Raw genomic sequence first — 14,818 nt, 5'->3', positions numbered from 1 at the left:
TCACCGACCGCAGTGGCGCCATCGCAGAGGAATCTATGGCCGGTCATTCCAAGTGGGCCAACATCCAGCATCGCAAGGGCCGCCAGGACGAGAAGCGCGGCAAGGTGTGGACCCGCATCATCCGTGAAATCATGGTCGCCGCCCGCCAGGGCGGCGGCGACATGGCCATGAACCCGCGCCTTCGCCTGGCCGTGGACAAGGCCAAGGCCGCCAACATGCCGGCCGACACGATCAAGAAGAACATCGACAAGGCCACCGGCAACCTCGAGGGCGTGAGCTACGAGGAGATCCGCTACGAGGGCTACGGCATCGGCGGCGCGGCGATCATCGTCGACTGCATGACCGACAACCGCGTGCGCACCGTGGCCGAGGTGCGCCATGCGTTCAGCAAGTACGGCGGCAATCTCGGCACCGAAGGCTCGGTGGCCTTCCAGTTCAAGCACTGCGGGCAGTTCGTGTTCGCGCCGGGTACCAGCGAGGACAAGGTCATGGAGGCCGCCCTCGAGGCCGGCGCCGAGGACGTGGTGACCGGCGAGGACGGCTCGATCGAGGTGCTGTGCGCGCCGAGCGACTTCGAGGCGGTGAAGGCGGCGCTCGAAGCCGCCGGGCTGAAGGCCGAGATCGCCGAGGTCACGATGCGCGCGGAGAACTCCATTGCGCTCGCCGGCGAGGACGCGCAGCGCATGCAGAAGCTGCTCGACGTTCTCGAGGACCTCGATGACGTGCAGGACGTGTTCCACAACGCCGAGATCGAAGAATGAAGGTGCTCGTCATCGGCAGCGGCGGCCGCGAGCACGCGCTGGCATGGAGGCTGGTGCAGTCGCCTAAGGTGCAGACGGTCTACGTGGCGCCGGGCAACGGCGGCACCGCACTCGACAAGCGGTTGCACAACGTCGCCATCACCGACCACGATGCGCTGGCCGACTTCGCGGTGGCCGAGAAGATCGTGCTCACTGTCGTCGGCCCCGAAGCGCCGCTGGCCGGCGGACTGGTCGATACCTTTCGCGCGCGCGGCCTGCGCGTGTTCGGGCCGACCAAGGGCGCGGCGCAGCTGGAGAGCTCCAAGGCCTTCGCCAAGGAATTCATGAAGCGCCACGGCATCCCCACCGCGGCCTACGAGACCTTCTCCGACGCCGCGGCGGCGCATGCCTACGTGGCGAACAGGGGCGCGCCCATCGTCGTCAAGGCCGACGGCCTGGCAGCCGGCAAGGGCGTGGTGGTGGCCACCACGGTGGACGAGGCGCACCAGGCGATCGACTGGATGCTGCTCGACAACAAGCTCGGCGTGACGCACAACCAGGGCGGCGCCCGCGTGGTGATCGAGGACTTCCTCGAGGGCGAAGAGGCCAGCTTCATCGTGCTGGCGGACGGCAAGAACGTCGTGCCGCTGGCCACCAGCCAGGACCACAAGCGGCTGCAGGACCACGATCAGGGCCCGAACACCGGCGGCATGGGGGCCTACTCGCCGGCGCCGGTGGTGACGCCCAACGTGCATGCGCGGGTGATGCACGAGATCATCCTGCCCACCTTGAACGGCATGGCCGCCGACGGCATGCCGTTCACCGGCTTCCTTTACGCAGGCCTGATGATCGACGTGCACGGCCAGCCGCGCACCGTAGAGTTCAACTGCCGCTTGGGCGACCCGGAGACGCAGCCGATCATGATGCGGCTGAAGAGCGACCTGTTCGACGTGCTGATGCATGCCACGGCCGGAACGCTGGACGAGGTCGAGCTCGACTGGGACCGCCGCGTCGCGCTCGGCGTGGTGATGGCCGCGCACGGCTACCCGCTGACGCCGCGCAAGGGCGACGCGATCAGCGGCATCCCCGTCGAGACGGAGGACGCGATCGTCTTCCACGCTGGCACGACGCTGCAGGACGGCCACCTCGTCGTGACGGGCGGTCGCGTGCTGTGCGTCACGGCGCTGGGCGATTCGGTCAAGCAGGCGCAGTCGCGTGCCTACGAGGCCCTGCGCCCGATCCAGTTCGACGGCGCCCAGTACCGCAGTGACATCGGCTTCCGTGCCATCAAACGCTGATGCCGTGCCGGCGCCGGTCGAGCTGATGCAGCGTCCGGTGCAACTTCACGGCAGCCACTTGGCGAGAGCCCTGCTGCGTCTGGCCGGTTGGCGCATCCGCTGCGACGGTCTGCCGGCAGAGCAGGGCGTGGCGATCGCCTACCCGCACACCTCGAACTGGGACTTCGTCGTCGGCATCCTCGCCAAGTGGGCCATCGGCATACCGGTGAGCTTCTGGGGCAAGGACAGCCTGTTCCGCGTGCCGCTGTTCGGCCGCTGGCTGCGCTGGGTGGGCGGCGTGCCGGTGGACCGCTGCAATCCGCAGGGCGCCGTCAGTACGATGGCGCAATCGCTCAGGCAGGCCCGGGACGAAGGGCGCTTCATGTGGCTCGCGCTGGCGCCCGAAGGGACGCGCGGACTCACGCCGGGCTGGCGCAGCGGCTTCTACCATGTGGCCACGGCCGCGCAGGTGCCGCTCGGACTGGTGTTCTTCGACTACGCGCGCCGCGAGGTGGGTTTCCGGTGCTTCCTGCAACTCAGCGGCGACGCGGCCGCGGACATGGCCGCCATCGCGCAGGGCTTCGGCGCCTTCGTGGGCCGCAATCCGCGACTCGCCGCCCCCATCCGTTTCAAGCCATGACAGACATCGCCGGTGTTCGCAGCTACCTGCTCGGCCTGCAGGACCGCATCGTCACGACGATGCAGGCCGAGGACGGCAAGACCTTCCTCAGCGACGGCTGGACGCGCGAGCCCGGTGGAAGGCTGGAGGGCGACGGCCTGTCGCGCCTGGTGGAGGAGGGGCACCTGCTCGAGCGCGGCGGCTGCAACTTCAGCCACGTCAAGGGCAAGGCGATGCCGCCCTCGGCCACCGCGCACCGGCCGGAGCTGGCCGGTGCGCCTTTCGAGGCGCTGGGCGTCTCGCTCGTCTTCCACCCGCGCAACCCCCATGTGCCCACGGTGCACATGAACGTGCGCATGTTCGCCGCCATGCCGCAGGGGCGCGAGCCGGTGGCCTGGTTCGGCGGCGGCATGGATCTCACGCCCTACTACGGCGTCGAGGAGGACGCGGCGCACTTCCACCGCGTCAACCGCGACGCGCTCGCGCCCTTCGGCGACGACAAGTTCCCGCGCTTCAAGAAGTGGTGCGACGAATACTTCTTCCTCAAGCATCGCAACGAGCCGCGCGGCATCGGCGGGGTGTTCTTCGACGACTTCTCCGAGCTCGGCTTCGAGCGCAGCTTCGCGATGACGCGCGCCGTCGGCGACGCCTTCCTCGACGCCTACCTGCCGATCGTGCGGCGTCGCCGCGACACGCCCTACGACGAGCGCGAGCGCGACTTCCAGGCCTACCGGCGCGGCCGCTATGTCGAGTTCAACCTCGTCTTCGACCGCGGCACCCTGTTCGGCCTTCAGTCGGGCGGACGCACCGAGAGCATCCTGATGTCGATGCCACCGGTCGTGAAGTGGCGCTACGACTGGCATCCGGCCGAGGGCACGCCGGAGTCGAGGTTGTACGACGACTTCCTGCGCCCGCGCGACTGGGCGGACTGGACGCCGGCTTGAGTGCGCCGCGGGTCGAGCGCCGGGCCGCTTCCAAGCCGGCCCGCATCCCCTCGGGGGAGCGGCGAAGGCGTCCGTTCGCCGAGGGGCGGCCATGACGCGCATCGGGTTGTTCGGCGGCACGTTCGACCCGCCGCACAACGCGCATGTCGCGCTGGCTTCGCTTGCCGTGCGCGAGCTGGCGCTCGACGAACTGCGCTGGATCCCTGCTGGCCGGCCCTGGCAGAAGTCGCGCGTCATCACGCCGGCGGTGCACCGCGAGGCGATGGTGCAGCTGGCGATGGGCGACGAGCCGCGCTTCGTGCTCGAGCGCTGCGAAATTCTCCGAGAGGGCCCGAGCTACACGCTGGACACCGTGCGCGAACTGCAGGCGGCGCGACCGCACGCCGAGTGGTACCTCATCATCGGCCACGACCAGTACGCCGCGCTGCACACCTGGCGCGACTGGCGCGAGCTGCTCGGCCGCGTCACGCTGGCCGTGGCCAACCGCCCCGGGGTGCTGGCCGAGCCGCATGCGGACGTGAAGGCCTTCGCGCACCGCGCCGTGCCCTTGCCCATGCTGGACATCGCCTCGACCGACATCCGCACGCGCGTCGCGTCGGGCCAGGACATCAGCACGCTGGTGCCCGCCGACGTGGCGAGATATATTGAAGCGCACCATCTCTACCACGCCCTCAGGGGCTGACCGAGGAGCCCACCCTGGACATCCGCAAGCTGCAACGCACCATCGTCGACGGTCTCGAAGACGTGAAGGCACAGAACATCGTCGTCTTCAACACCGAGCACCTCTCGCCCCTGTTCGAACGCGTGATCATCGCCTCGGGCACGAGCAACCGGCAGACCAAGGCGCTGGCCGCCAGCGTGCGAGACGCGGTCAAGAGCAAGGGATTCCCGGTGCCGCGCACCGAAGGCGAGGACAACGGCGAATGGATCATCGTCGACTGCGGCAGCGCCGTCGTTCATGTGATGCAGCCGGCGATCCGCGACTACTACCGGCTCGAGGAGATCTGGGGCGGCAAGCCGGTCAAGCTCAAGGTCGACGGTGCGCCGGTGAAACTGGTGAAGGCGTCCGAGCCCGAGGCGGCCAAGCCGGCCGCCAAGAAAGCGGCGGCGAAGAAGGCGCCGGTGGCCAAGAAGAGCACGACCGCCGCGAAGGCGGCACCGGCCAGGAAGGCGGCGGCGACGAAGAAGTCGCCGGCGGCAAAGGCGGCGCCCGCGGCCAAGCCTCCGGCCAGAAAGGCGCCGGCGAAGAAGGCGGTCACGCGCAGCGTCGGTGTGAAGCGCAGCGGCGCTGCAGCGAAGAAGGCACCGGCCCGTAAGCGCGTCGCCAAGGCGTGACGACGGCTCGATGAAGCTGGTGCTCGCCGCCGTCGGCCTGCGCCAGCCGGGCTGGGCCGATGCAGCCTTCGAGGACTTCGCCAAGCGCTTCCCGCCCGAATTGCGGCTCCTGCTGAAGGCGGTGAAGGCCGAGCCGCGCGGCTCGAAGACCGCCGAACAGCTGATGGCCGCTGAAGCGGCGCGGCTCGAGGCGGCTGCACCCAGGGGTGCGCGGCGCGTCGTGCTCGACGAACGGGGCGAGCGCCTGAGCACCGCGCAGCTGGCGCAGCGCCTGCAGGCCTGGCAGCGTGACGGGCGCGACGTGGTGCTCTTCGTCGGCGGGCCGGATGGCCTGCACCCGGACCTGAAGGCCGCCGCCGACGAGACGCTGCGCCTGTCGGACCTGACGCTGCCGCATGCCTTCGTGCGCGTGCTGCTCGCCGAAGCGCTCTATCGTGCGTGGACGGTGATGGTGAACCATCCCTACCACCGGGAATGAGCACATGGCCCACCACTGGATCTACCTCGCCTCGCAGAGCCCGCGCCGCCGCCAGCTGCTCGAGCAGATCGGCGTGCGTCACGAACTGCTGCTGCCGCGCCCGCACGAGGATGCCGAGGCGCTGGAGGCCGAGCACCCCGGCGAGCTGCCCGCCGACTACGTCGAGCGCGTGACGCGCGCCAAGCTGCACGCGGCGCGCGAGCGACTCGCGGTCTCGAAGCTGCCGGCCGCGCCGATCCTCTGCTCGGACACCACCGTGGCGCTGGGCCGAAGCATCCTCGGCAAGCCCGCCGACGCCGCGCAGGCGATCGAGACGCTCGCCGCGCTGTCCGGCCGCACGCACCGCGTCATCACCGCCGTGGCCGTCGCCGCCGGGCGGCGCGAATGGCTGGCGGCGAGCGTTTCGCGCGTGCATTTCGCATCCATTCCCGCCGCGCAGATCGAGCGTTATGTGGCCAGCGGCGAACCCTTCGGCAAGGCCGGCGCCTACGCCATCCAGAGCGGCATCGCGGCGTGGATCAGCCGGATCGAGGGCAGCTACTCCGGTATCATGGGTTTGCCTCTCTTCGAGACGGCAGGGCTCCTCAGGCAGGCCGGCGTGCGCTTCTGACAGCACGCCCACGATGTACCGCCGCATGCAAGACATCCTGATCAACTGGTCCCCGCAGGAGACGCGCGTGGCCGTCGTCGAGAATGGCGCCGTGCAGGAACTGCACATCGAGCGCGCGCTCGAGCGCGGCTTGGTCGGCAACATCTACACCGGCCGCGTGGCGCGGGTGCTGCCCGGCATGCAATCGGCCTTCGTCGACATCGGCCTGGAGCGCGCAGCCTTTCTGCACGTGGCCGACGTGCACGTCGCCGGCAGCCCGCCGCGCGGCGACGGCAGCGGCCCGCCCACCCCGATCGAGCGCCTCGTCTTCGAAGGCCAGACGCTGATGGTGCAGGTCATCAAGGACGCCATCGGCACGAAGGGCGCACGGCTGTCCACGCAGATCAGCATCGCCGGGCGCTTGCTCGTCTTCCTTCCGCAGGACGACCACGTCGGCATCTCCCAGAAGATCGGCTCGCACGAGCTGCGCGAGCAGCTGCGCGCGCGCATGGGCCGGCTCGCCGCGACCTCCGACGGCACGCCGACGGGGGGGTTCATTCTGCGCACCAATGCCGAGGATGCCACCGATGCGGAGCTCGCCGACGACATCGCCTACCTGCGCAAGACCTGGGCTGCGGTGCGCGAGCGCGGCTTCAGCTCGCCGCCGGGCACGCTGCTGCACCAGGACCTCAGCCTCGTCGAGCGCGTGCTGCGCGACCTGGCGCACGAGGCCACCGGAGCGATCCGCATCGACTCGAAGATGCAGTACGACATCCTCAAGGCCTTCGGTGAGGCGTACATGCCCGGGTCCGTCGCCAAGCTGGAGCACTACAGGGGGGAGCGGCCGATCTTCGACCTCTTCAACATCGACGCCGAGATCGCCAGGGCGCTGGCGCGGCGCGTCGACCTGAAGAGCGGCGGCTACCTGATCATCGACCAGACCGAGGCGCTGACGACGATCGACGTCAACACCGGTGGTTTCGTCGGCGCGCGCAACTTCGACGACACCATCTTCAAGACCAACCTCGAGGCGGCGCAGGCGATCGCGCGCCAGCTTCGGCTGCGCAATCTCGGCGGCATCATCATCATCGACTTCATCGACATGGCGCGGGAGGAACACCAGACCGCCGTGCTCGCCGAGCTGCGCAAGCAACTCGCGCGTGACCGCACCAAGATCACGGTGAGCGGCTTCACGCAGCTCGGCCTGGTGGAGATGACGCGCAAGCGCACACGGGAGTCGCTCGCCCACATGCTGTGCGAGCCCTGCCCGACCTGCGAGGGCAAGGGCCAGGTGAAGACGGCGCGCAGCGTCTGCTACGACATCCTGCGCGAGATCCTGCGCGAGGCGCGGCAGTTCAACCCGAAGGAATTCCGCGTGCTCGCCTCGGCCTCGGTGGTCGAGATGCTGCTCGACGAGGAGAGCCAGCACCTGGCAGGTCTGTCCGATTTCATCGGCAAGCCGATCTCGCTGAAGGCAGAGCCGTTCGCCTCCCCGGAGCAGTACGACATCGTGCTGATGTAGGCCCGCACCGGCCGCGACCGCATGTTCTCCATCGTCATCCCTACCTGGAACAACCTCGCCCACCTGCAGCTGGTGGTGCGCAGCATCCGCGAGCATTCGGCCGAGCCGCATCAGATCGTCGTGCATGTCAACGACGGCAGCGACGGTTCGCTGGACTGGGTGCGTGCCCAGGGTCTGGACCACACCGCATCCGAGGCCAACATCGGCATCTGCTACGCGATGAACGAGGCGGCCATGCATGCGAGGCACGAGCATCTCGTCTACATGAACGACGACATGTACTGCCTGCCGGGCTGGGACACCGCGCTGCAGCGGCGCGCCGCAGGGATGCCGTCCGACCTGTACCTGCTGTCGGGCACGATGGTCGAGCCGCGCGACAGCGGCAACCCCTGCGTGGTGGTCGGCCCCTACGGCGACACCGTCGGCAATTTCCGCGAGGCCGACCTGCTGCGCGATGCGTCCGGGCTCGTGCGCCGCGACTGGTGCGGCGCCACCTGGCCGCCCACGCTGGTGACCCGCCGCTGGTGGTTCCGCGTCGGCGGCTACAGCACCGAGCTGAGCCCCGGCATGAGCAGCGACAACGACTTCGCCATGAAGCTCTGGCACGCCGGCTGCCGCCACTTCATCGGCGTCGGCGACTCGCTCGTCTACCACTTCCAGCAGAAGTCGACCGGCAAGGTGGTGAAGAACGACGGCCGCCGGCAGTTCCTCGACAAGTGGGGCATGACGCAGTCCACCTTCGACCGCTTCTACCTGCGCCGTGGCCAGCCGCTGGCGGGCGACCGCCTGCCCGAGCCGGAAGACAACGCCGCGCTGCGCCGCGCGCTGTGGAAGAGCCGGCTGCGCAAGCGCTTCGGCTAGTCCGCACGCCGACGCTTCGCGGCCAGGCGCTTGAGCGCGAAGAAGGGCGACAGCAGCCAGGGCGCGGCGGCGTAGGTCAGCAGGCGCAGGCGCAGCAGCACCGGCTGTCCCTGCGCCCGCCATGCGACGCGCAGGCGCTGCAGCGTCCCGTCGGCGGCGAACAATTCGGCGATGAAGCGTTCGCGGGCGAGCACGCCACGCAGATGCTCGCCGACTTCGTCGAGCCTGCCCATGCGCTGGGCGTCGCGCAACATCTGCTCGGTTTCCACCAGCGCGTGGCGGTTGTTCTTCAGCAGGCGCTCGACCACGTCGCGCGCGTGCAGGCTGCGCCGACGTCGCGAGATGCCGCCGCGGCGGTACTGCACCAGCGGCTCGCGCAGCGTGAGCGCGCCGCCGCTGCCGATGGCGCGAAACACCATCACCAGGTCCTCGGCGACGGTGCCCGCCGGCAGCGGGCCGAAGCGGTCGAACAGGCGTTTCGTCCAGGCCTGCGCCGCGCCGACGACGAACGGCGGCCGCGTGGCCCATTCGGCGAGCGAGCTGTAGGACTGCAGCTCGGTGGGCACGATCTCGCCATGCACGCGGCCGTTGTCATCGATGTCGGCCAGCGCGCTGGCCAGCAGGTCCGGACGCCTGCCCTGCGCCAGCCAAGCCTGCACGAGACGTTCGCAACGCTGTGGCAGCGACACATCGTCGCCGGCGGCGACGACGAGCAGTTCGCCCTGCGCCATCTGCGCGAGGGCGCTGAGGTGCGCACCGATGCCCAGGTTGGCCTCGTTGCGGTTCAGTCGCACACGGTGTGGGCCGCCGTAGCCCTCGACGGCCGCGCAGAGGTTCGTCCAGGTGGCGTCGCCCGACGCGTCGTCGGATGCGATGATCTCCAGCGGCTGGTAGGTCTGCGCCAGCGCGCCTGCCACCGCTGCGCCGATGGTGTCGGGCTGACGGTAGGCGATGAGCAGCATGGACACGAGCGGGCGCTCGCCGGCGGGCGGGACGGACGTCGGGATCGGGGCGTGCATCGTGTCACTATCATGCCTGCGCCATGACGCAGCCCGACGCCGAGACCGACCGACCACTCCCCTTCGAGCCCGGCGACTGGCCCGCGGCCGATCTCGAAGCGGCGCCGACCTGCCGGGTCTGCGCCGGTGCGCGGCGCGAGCCATGGCTCGAGGGTCTCAGCGATCGCATCTTCCGAGCCGCTCCCGGGCGCTGGTCGCTGTGGCGGTGCAGCGACTGCGGCGCGGCCACGCTGGACCCACGGCCCACGCCGGAATCGATCGCGCGTGCCTACAGCAGCTACTACACGCATGGCGGGCCGGAGAAGAGCTTCCTCGTGCCCGGCGACCGGCCCGACCTGTGGCTCAAGCGTGCGCTCCACCTGAGCTTCTACAACCGGCGCTACGGGCATCACCACGCCGATGCGCTGCCGTTCGGCTGGATGGCCATCGCCGCCAGCCGCTGGCGCAGTGCGCGCGCGGGCCAGTACATCCGCCACCTGCCCGGGGCCGTCGCCGGCGCGCGGCTGCTCGACCTCGGATGTGGTGACGGCGGCTTCCTGCGCGTTGCGCGCGCCCTCGGCTATTCGGCGAGCGGCATCGAGATCGACCCGGCGGCGGCAGCGCTGGCGCGGCAGCAGGGGTTCGCGGTGCACGAGGGCCCCTGGGGCGATGCGCCGGTCGAGCCCGGCAGCCTTGACCAGGTCACGCTCAACCACGTCATCGAGCATCTGCACGAGCCGGTGGCGGCGCTGCAGCGGCTGCGCCAGTGGCTGCGTCCGGGCGGGCGCATCTGGCTGCAGACGCCCAACGTCGAGGGCCGTGGGGCGAAGCGCTACGGCGCCGACTGGCGCGGTCTCGAGCCGCCCCGGCACCTCGTGCTGTTCGGCGCGCGCAGCCTGAGACTGGCCCTGGAGCGTGGCGGTTTCGCGCGCGTCGAGTGGCTGCCGCCGCAGCTCGATGCGGCCTTCTACATCGGTCAGAGCGAGCGCATCCGTGGCGGGCGTGAGCCCTACCGCATCGACCGTGACGGCCGTCGGGCCGCTCGCCGCGAAGGACGCGCCTGGGACCGAGCGGCGCTGCAGGACCCTCGGCAGGCGGAGTCGCTGACCATGGTCGCCTACCGGCCGGACTGAGCGCTGCGGCGCTCGTCCAGGCTGCGAGCCATCGACAGCAACTCGTTCACGTGATGCGACACCGACGGGTCGTAGCCCAGATGCGCCCGCGGCTCGTCGAGGCGGTGCGTGCCGCTCTCGTGGCGTTCGACCGCCTCGGCCACGGCCGCCGCGAAGCCGTCGGCGTCGCCGGCGCCGGCATCGAGCCGGAAGGGGATCTGCGCCGGCAGGTGCAGCACCTCGGCGCAGCCGACGCCGTGGGCGCACAGCACCGGCGTGCCGCACAGCACCGACTCCACCCCCACCAGGCCGAAGGGCTCGTAGCGCGAGGCCATGATGGTGAAGTCCACCGCCCGGTAGACGTTCTCGATGTCGCGGCGGTAGCCGAGCGAGCGGATGTTCGGCGCGCTGGCCTCGGCGGGCAGCGGTCGCCCGGCGACGACCAGGTCCACCGGCAGCGTGGTGGCGCGGAAGAACTCGACCAGCATGTCCAGGCCCTTGCGGCGATGGCCCGTGGAGGCGAGCAGGAAGGCGGTGCGGCCCTCGGCGGCCAGACCCAGCTCGGCGCGCAGACGCAGCCGTGCCGCGCCGTCCACCGTGGCGAAGCGCTCGCCGTCGACCGGCGGGTAGAGCAGGCGGATCTTGTCGGTGGCGATGCCGTGGAAGCGCTGCACCTCGTCGGCCATGCGTTGCGAGTGGGCGACGATCACCGATGCGTTCGTCAGGTGCGCATGCTCGAGCGCGATCTTCCAGCGGTCGCTGAGACGTTCGCGCTGCGCCATCGCCTGCAGGAAGCCGGGGTGCGTGCTGCCGCAGATGGCGATGTCGGCCGCGGCGGTCTGGTTGCAGGCGATCAAGGGAAACAGGCCGAACTTGCGCTTGAGCACGCGGATGCGCCGGTCGAAAGCGAGGTCGCGCAGCTTGGCCGGCAGCCAGGCGACGTTGACGCGCAGCGGCTCCACCCAGCCGTACTCCGGCAGCTTGGTGTCGAAGGCCTTGGCGATCACCGTCGGCCGCAGGCCCAGCGCATGCAGCCCGCGCACCACGGTCAGCGCGTAGCGCTCGATGCCGCCGCTGGCGCGCAGGCCGTGGTTGGACAGCGCCAGACGCATCGCGCCGCGCGCCTCAGGCCTTCGCCTTCGGCACGCGGCCGAGCAGGTAGAACTCGGGGTTCGGCTGCATCGAGGTCAGGTTCGCCATGCGGTTCGACAGGCCGAACAGGGCGGTGATCGCGCCGATGTCCCAGATGTCCTCGTCGCTGAAGCCGTGCACGCGCAACGCCTCGAAGTCGGCCTCGCCGACGGAGGCGGAGTCGAGGCAGACCTTCATCGCGAAGTCGAGCATGGCGCACTGGCGCGGCGAGATGTCGGCCTTGCGGTGATTCACCGCCACCTGGTCGGCCAGCAGCGGCTTCTTCTCGTAGATGCGCAGGATCGCGCCGTGCGCCACCACGCAGTACAGGCACTTGTTGGCGCCGCTGGTGGCCACGACGATCATCTCCTTCTCCCCCTTGGTCAGGCCCGACGGGCGAAGCATCAGCGCGTCGTGGTAGGCGAAGAAGGCGCGGAACTCGTCGGGCCGGTGCGACAGCGCGAGGAACACGTTCGGCACGAAGCCGGACTTCTCCTGTACCTCGACGATGCGTTGCCGCACGTCGGCGGGCAGCGCGTCGAGGGCGGGCACGGGGTAGCGGGAGATCGGCTGGCTCATGCGGGACTCCGGAATTGCAGCGCGTGCAGTCTGGCATACAGGCCGCCGGCGGCGAGCAGCTCGGCATGCGATCCCTGCTCGACGACGCGGCCGGCCTCGAGTGCGACGATGCGGTCGGCACGCTCGATGGTGGACAGGCGGTGAGCGATGACGATGCTGGTGCGCCCCTTCATCAGGCGCTCCAGCGCATCCTGCACCAGGCGTTCGGACTCGGAGTCGAGCGCCGAGGTGGCCTCGTCGAGCACCAGGATTGGCGCGTCCTTGTAGATGGCGCGGGCGATCGCCAGGCGCTGGCGCTGGCCGCCGGACAGCTGGCTGCCGTTGTGGCCGACCGGCGCGTCGAGGCCCTGCGGCAGCGACTGCACGAAGTCGAGCAGGTTGGCGCCCCGCAGCGCCTCGGTGACGCGGGCCGGGTCGACGGCGTCGCTGAGCGCCACGTTGGCTGCGATGCTGTCGTTGAAGAGCACGACGTCCTGGCTGACCAGTGCGAACTGGCGGCGCAGCGCGTGCATCGACCAGTCGCGCAGCGGCACGCCGTCGAGCAGCAGCGTGCCCGAGGTCGGCTCGAGGAAGCGCGGCAGCAGGTTCACGATGGTGCTCTTGCCCGCACCCGAGGGGCCGACCAGCGCGACCGTCTCGCCAGGATTCAGCATCAGCGACACATCGGCAAGGGCCGGCGCGGCCGCGCCCGGGTACTGCAGCGTCACCTCGCGGAGTTCGATGCGGCCCTCGCAGCGCCCCGGATCATGCGAGCCGCCGACCTCGACCGGCGTGGTCTCGACCAGGCGCACGCCGCGTTCGACGGCGGCCAGCCCGCGCGTGATCGGCCCGGCCACCTCCGACAGGTGCTTGATCGGCGCCACCAACTGCAGCATCGCCATCACGAAGGCGACGAAGCCGCCCACCGAGCCGCCGCTGCGGCCACTCTGCCACAGCGCGACGACGATCACCGCCGACAGCGCGCAGGCGGCCAGCAACTGCGTCAGCGGCGTCATCGTCGCGGCCGCCACGGCGGCCTTCACCGACAGCCGGCGCAGCGCCTCGCTGGCGCGCGCGAAGCGCGCGCCTTCGGCGGCCTGCGCCGAGTGAAGGCGCACGATGCGCCAGGCGAGCACGTTCTCCTCGACCACGTAGGCCAGCTCGTCGGTGGCCTTCTGGCCCGCCACCGTGAGACGGTGCAGCCGCCGGCTGAGCGTGCGCATGATCCAGGCCACGGCGGGGAAGAGCACGCCGACGAACAGGGTCAGCTTCCAGTTCAGCCACAACAGGTAGCCCAGCAGGGCCACCAGCGTCAGCGAGTCGCGCACCAGGCCGGTCAGCGCGTGGGTGAGCTGCAGCGCGCCGTTCTGCACCTCGTAGGTGACGGTGTTGATCAGGCTGCTCGCCGTGTTGCGCGCGTAGAGAGCCGGCTCGGCATTCATCAGCCGCGAGAACAGCGCGGCGCGCAGGTCGACCATGCCGCGGTTGGCAGCCCACGACAGGCCATACTGCGCCACGAAGCCAGCGAAGCCGCGCAGGGCAAACAGGCCGATCACGATCACCGGGATCTGCCACAGCGGCAGGCTGCGCTGCTGGAAGCCGGCGTCCAGCAAGTGCTTCATGAACGACGGGATCATCGGCTCCGTCAACGCACCGACCACGGCACCGAGTGCTGCCAGTGCGAGGCCGCGCCGGCTGTTCGCGAAGTAGGGCGCGATGCGCTTGATGCGCCGGGTGAGCGACTCGGGGGCGTCGGGCATGGCGCGCGATTATGCGCCGCCCCCCCTGCGGGCCCTGCCTACAATCGGCCGCGCAGCCACGGCGCGCGCCCCCATGACCCAGCCCCGACTCTCCGTCATCCTGATCACCAAGAACGAGGCGCACAACATCGAGGCCTGCCTGGCGTCCGTGGCCTTCGCCGACGAGTGGATCGTGGTCGACTCGGGCAGCAGCGATGGCACGCGGGAGCTGGCCAGGCGCTTCGGCGCCGAGGTCGTCGAGACCTCCGACTGGCCGGGCTTCGGCGTGCAGAAGGGCAGGGCGCTGGCCCGCGCGAAGGGCACGTGGGTGCTCAGCCTCGACGCCGACGAGCGCGTCAGCGCGCCGCTGGCGGCGGCGATCCAGCGCGTCGTCGCGGATACAAGCGGTCAAGATTTCGCGTCGGAAACGGCCTCCGATGATGCGACACTCGGCTTTGAGCTGTCGCGTCTGTCCAGCTTCTGTGGTCAATGGATGCGCCACGGCGATTGGTACCCGGACCGCGTGCTGCGCCTGTTCCGCCGTGGCCACGGGCGCTTCACCGAGGACCTGGTGCACGAGCGCGTGATCGTCGAGGGCCGCGTCGACCGGCTCGAAGGGGATCTGTTGCACCACACCATGCCGAGCCTGGAAGACGCGCTGGACAAGATGAACCGCTACACCACCGGCCGGGCGCGCGACCGCGTGCGCGCGGGCCGTCGCAGCAGCCTGGGCAGCGCGCTCGGTCACGGGCTGTGGGCGTTCGTGCGCAGCTACCTGCTCAAGCGCGGTTTCCTCGACGGGCGCCTGGGCTTCGTGCTCGCGGTCTACATCGCCGAAGGCACCTACTACCGACACCTGAAGATGGCGCTGGCCGGGGTGGCCGGCCCGCAATCAAGTTGAACTCCTCTGCAATC

General features: G+C 70.2%; 16 protein-coding genes. 12 read left to right on the top strand and 4 right to left on the bottom strand.

Annotation, left to right across the window (positions count from 1 at the left end):
- Positions 1 to 35: 35 nt before the first annotated feature.
- From Q0599_RS16455 to Q0599_RS16410, 10 genes are all read left to right on the top strand, one after another.
- Entirely contained in the window at positions 36 to 761 is a 726-nt protein-coding gene (locus tag Q0599_RS16455) for a YebC/PmpR family DNA-binding transcriptional regulator (protein ID WP_298831595.1), read from the top strand.
- Positions 758 to 2,038 (top strand): phosphoribosylamine--glycine ligase, encoded by a 1,281-nt coding sequence (gene purD, locus Q0599_RS16450; RefSeq protein ID WP_298831592.1) that lies wholly within the window; start codon positions 758 to 760, stop codon positions 2,036 to 2,038. The genes Q0599_RS16455 and purD overlap by 4 nt, the downstream gene beginning before the upstream one ends.
- Positions 2,022 to 2,657: a 1-acyl-sn-glycerol-3-phosphate acyltransferase gene (locus tag Q0599_RS16445; protein WP_298831589.1), complete on the top strand. Its 636-nt coding sequence runs from the start codon at positions 2,022 to 2,024 to the stop codon at positions 2,655 to 2,657. The genes purD and Q0599_RS16445 overlap by 17 nt, the downstream gene beginning before the upstream one ends.
- On the top strand, positions 2,654 to 3,580 hold the full coding sequence (hemF, locus tag Q0599_RS16440) for an oxygen-dependent coproporphyrinogen oxidase (RefSeq protein ID WP_298831586.1): 927 nt from the start codon (positions 2,654 to 2,656) through the stop codon (positions 3,578 to 3,580). Before Q0599_RS16445 ends, hemF begins: the two co-directional genes overlap by 4 nt.
- Positions 3,581 to 3,671: 91 nt before the next feature.
- On the top strand, positions 3,672 to 4,262 hold the full coding sequence (gene nadD / locus Q0599_RS16435) for a nicotinate-nucleotide adenylyltransferase (RefSeq protein ID WP_298831583.1): 591 nt from the start codon (positions 3,672 to 3,674) through the stop codon (positions 4,260 to 4,262).
- The gene (gene rsfS / locus Q0599_RS16430) at positions 4,259 to 4,915 is read left to right on the top strand and encodes a ribosome silencing factor (protein ID WP_298832745.1); all 657 of its coding nucleotides are present in this window, start codon (positions 4,259 to 4,261) and stop codon (positions 4,913 to 4,915) included. Before nadD ends, rsfS begins: the two co-directional genes overlap by 4 nt.
- 10 nt (positions 4,916 to 4,925) lie before the next feature.
- Complete coding sequence (gene rlmH, locus Q0599_RS16425) at positions 4,926 to 5,393, top strand: 23S rRNA (pseudouridine(1915)-N(3))-methyltransferase RlmH (RefSeq protein ID WP_298831581.1); 468 nt, start codon at positions 4,926 to 4,928, stop codon at positions 5,391 to 5,393.
- A 4-nt stretch (positions 5,394 to 5,397) separates the two neighbouring features.
- Positions 5,398 to 6,003: a nucleoside triphosphate pyrophosphatase gene (locus tag Q0599_RS16420; protein ID WP_298831578.1), complete on the top strand. Its 606-nt coding sequence runs from the start codon at positions 5,398 to 5,400 to the stop codon at positions 6,001 to 6,003.
- Between the two features lie 25 nt (positions 6,004 to 6,028).
- Entirely contained in the window at positions 6,029 to 7,504 is a 1,476-nt protein-coding gene (gene rng / locus Q0599_RS16415; RefSeq protein WP_298831576.1) for a ribonuclease G, read from the top strand.
- Between the two features lie 21 nt (positions 7,505 to 7,525).
- The gene (locus Q0599_RS16410) at positions 7,526 to 8,365 is read left to right on the top strand and encodes a glycosyltransferase (protein ID WP_298831573.1); all 840 of its coding nucleotides are present in this window, start codon (positions 7,526 to 7,528) and stop codon (positions 8,363 to 8,365) included.
- Here the strand turns inward: Q0599_RS16410 and Q0599_RS16405 are convergent.
- On the bottom strand, positions 8,362 to 9,384 hold the full coding sequence (locus Q0599_RS16405) for a glycosyltransferase (protein WP_298831570.1): 1,023 nt from the start codon (positions 9,382 to 9,384) through the stop codon (positions 8,362 to 8,364). The two genes, Q0599_RS16410 and Q0599_RS16405, sit on opposite strands and share 4 nt — an antisense overlap.
- 23 nt (positions 9,385 to 9,407) lie before the next feature.
- Between Q0599_RS16405 and Q0599_RS16400 the strand changes: the two genes are divergently transcribed.
- On the top strand, positions 9,408 to 10,496 hold the full coding sequence (locus tag Q0599_RS16400; protein ID WP_298831567.1) for a class I SAM-dependent methyltransferase: 1,089 nt from the start codon (positions 9,408 to 9,410) through the stop codon (positions 10,494 to 10,496).
- Here Q0599_RS16400 and Q0599_RS16395 read toward each other — a convergent pair.
- The 3 genes from Q0599_RS16395 to msbA are packed head-to-tail and all read right to left on the bottom strand — an operon-like array spanning position 10,481 to position 13,924.
- Positions 10,481 to 11,587: a glycosyltransferase family 4 protein gene (locus Q0599_RS16395; protein ID WP_298831564.1), complete on the bottom strand. Its 1,107-nt coding sequence runs from the start codon at positions 11,585 to 11,587 to the stop codon at positions 10,481 to 10,483. The genes Q0599_RS16400 and Q0599_RS16395 overlap by 16 nt on opposite strands.
- Positions 11,588 to 11,600: 13 nt before the next feature.
- Positions 11,601 to 12,185, bottom strand: a complete 585-nt coding sequence (locus tag Q0599_RS16390) for a peroxidase-related enzyme (RefSeq protein ID WP_298831561.1) — start codon at positions 12,183 to 12,185, stop codon at positions 11,601 to 11,603.
- Entirely contained in the window at positions 12,182 to 13,924 is a 1,743-nt protein-coding gene (msbA, locus tag Q0599_RS16385) for a lipid A export permease/ATP-binding protein MsbA (RefSeq protein ID WP_298831558.1), read from the bottom strand. The genes Q0599_RS16390 and msbA overlap by 4 nt, the downstream gene beginning before the upstream one ends.
- A 73-nt stretch (positions 13,925 to 13,997) precedes the next feature.
- Here msbA and Q0599_RS16380 point away from each other — a divergent pair, with 73 nt between their 5' ends.
- Positions 13,998 to 14,804 (top strand): glycosyltransferase family 2 protein, encoded by an 807-nt coding sequence (locus tag Q0599_RS16380; RefSeq protein WP_298831555.1) that lies wholly within the window; start codon positions 13,998 to 14,000, stop codon positions 14,802 to 14,804.
- Positions 14,805 to 14,818: the final 14 nt, after the last annotated feature.

The organism is uncultured Piscinibacter sp., from assembly GCF_937952055.1.
GTDB lineage: Bacteria > Pseudomonadota > Gammaproteobacteria > Burkholderiales > Burkholderiaceae_C > Piscinibacter.
The sequence above is the reverse complement of the archived record's forward strand: the minus strand, read 5'-3'. Positions and strand labels throughout refer to the sequence as shown.

What these genes read in the sequence shown, in the direction of transcription:
- Q0599_RS16455 (WP_298831595.1), top strand. Translation starts at nt 36, where the DNA reads ATGGCCGGTCATTCCAAGTGGGCCAACATCCAGCATCGCAAGGGCCGC.
- purD (WP_298831592.1), top strand. Translation starts at nt 758, where the DNA reads ATGAAGGTGCTCGTCATCGGCAGCGGCGGCCGCGAGCACGCGCTGGCA.
- hemF (WP_298831586.1), top strand. Translation starts at nt 2,654, where the DNA reads ATGACAGACATCGCCGGTGTTCGCAGCTACCTGCTCGGCCTGCAGGAC.
- nadD (WP_298831583.1), top strand. Translation starts at nt 3,672, where the DNA reads ATGACGCGCATCGGGTTGTTCGGCGGCACGTTCGACCCGCCGCACAAC.
- rlmH (WP_298831581.1), top strand. Translation starts at nt 4,926, where the DNA reads ATGAAGCTGGTGCTCGCCGCCGTCGGCCTGCGCCAGCCGGGCTGGGCC.
- Q0599_RS16420 (WP_298831578.1), top strand. Translation starts at nt 5,398, where the DNA reads ATGGCCCACCACTGGATCTACCTCGCCTCGCAGAGCCCGCGCCGCCGC.
- rng (WP_298831576.1), top strand. Translation starts at nt 6,029, where the DNA reads ATGCAAGACATCCTGATCAACTGGTCCCCGCAGGAGACGCGCGTGGCC.
- Q0599_RS16410 (WP_298831573.1), top strand. Translation starts at nt 7,526, where the DNA reads ATGTTCTCCATCGTCATCCCTACCTGGAACAACCTCGCCCACCTGCAG.
- Q0599_RS16405 (WP_298831570.1), bottom strand. Translation starts at nt 9,384, where the DNA reads ATGCACGCCCCGATCCCGACGTCCGTCCCGCCCGCCGGCGAGCGCCCG.
- Q0599_RS16400 (WP_298831567.1), top strand. Translation starts at nt 9,408, where the DNA reads ATGACGCAGCCCGACGCCGAGACCGACCGACCACTCCCCTTCGAGCCC.
- Q0599_RS16395 (WP_298831564.1), bottom strand. Translation starts at nt 11,587, where the DNA reads ATGCGTCTGGCGCTGTCCAACCACGGCCTGCGCGCCAGCGGCGGCATC.
- Q0599_RS16390 (WP_298831561.1), bottom strand. Translation starts at nt 12,185, where the DNA reads ATGAGCCAGCCGATCTCCCGCTACCCCGTGCCCGCCCTCGACGCGCTG.
- msbA (WP_298831558.1), bottom strand. Translation starts at nt 13,924, where the DNA reads ATGCCCGACGCCCCCGAGTCGCTCACCCGGCGCATCAAGCGCATCGCG.
- Q0599_RS16380 (WP_298831555.1), top strand. Translation starts at nt 13,998, where the DNA reads ATGACCCAGCCCCGACTCTCCGTCATCCTGATCACCAAGAACGAGGCG.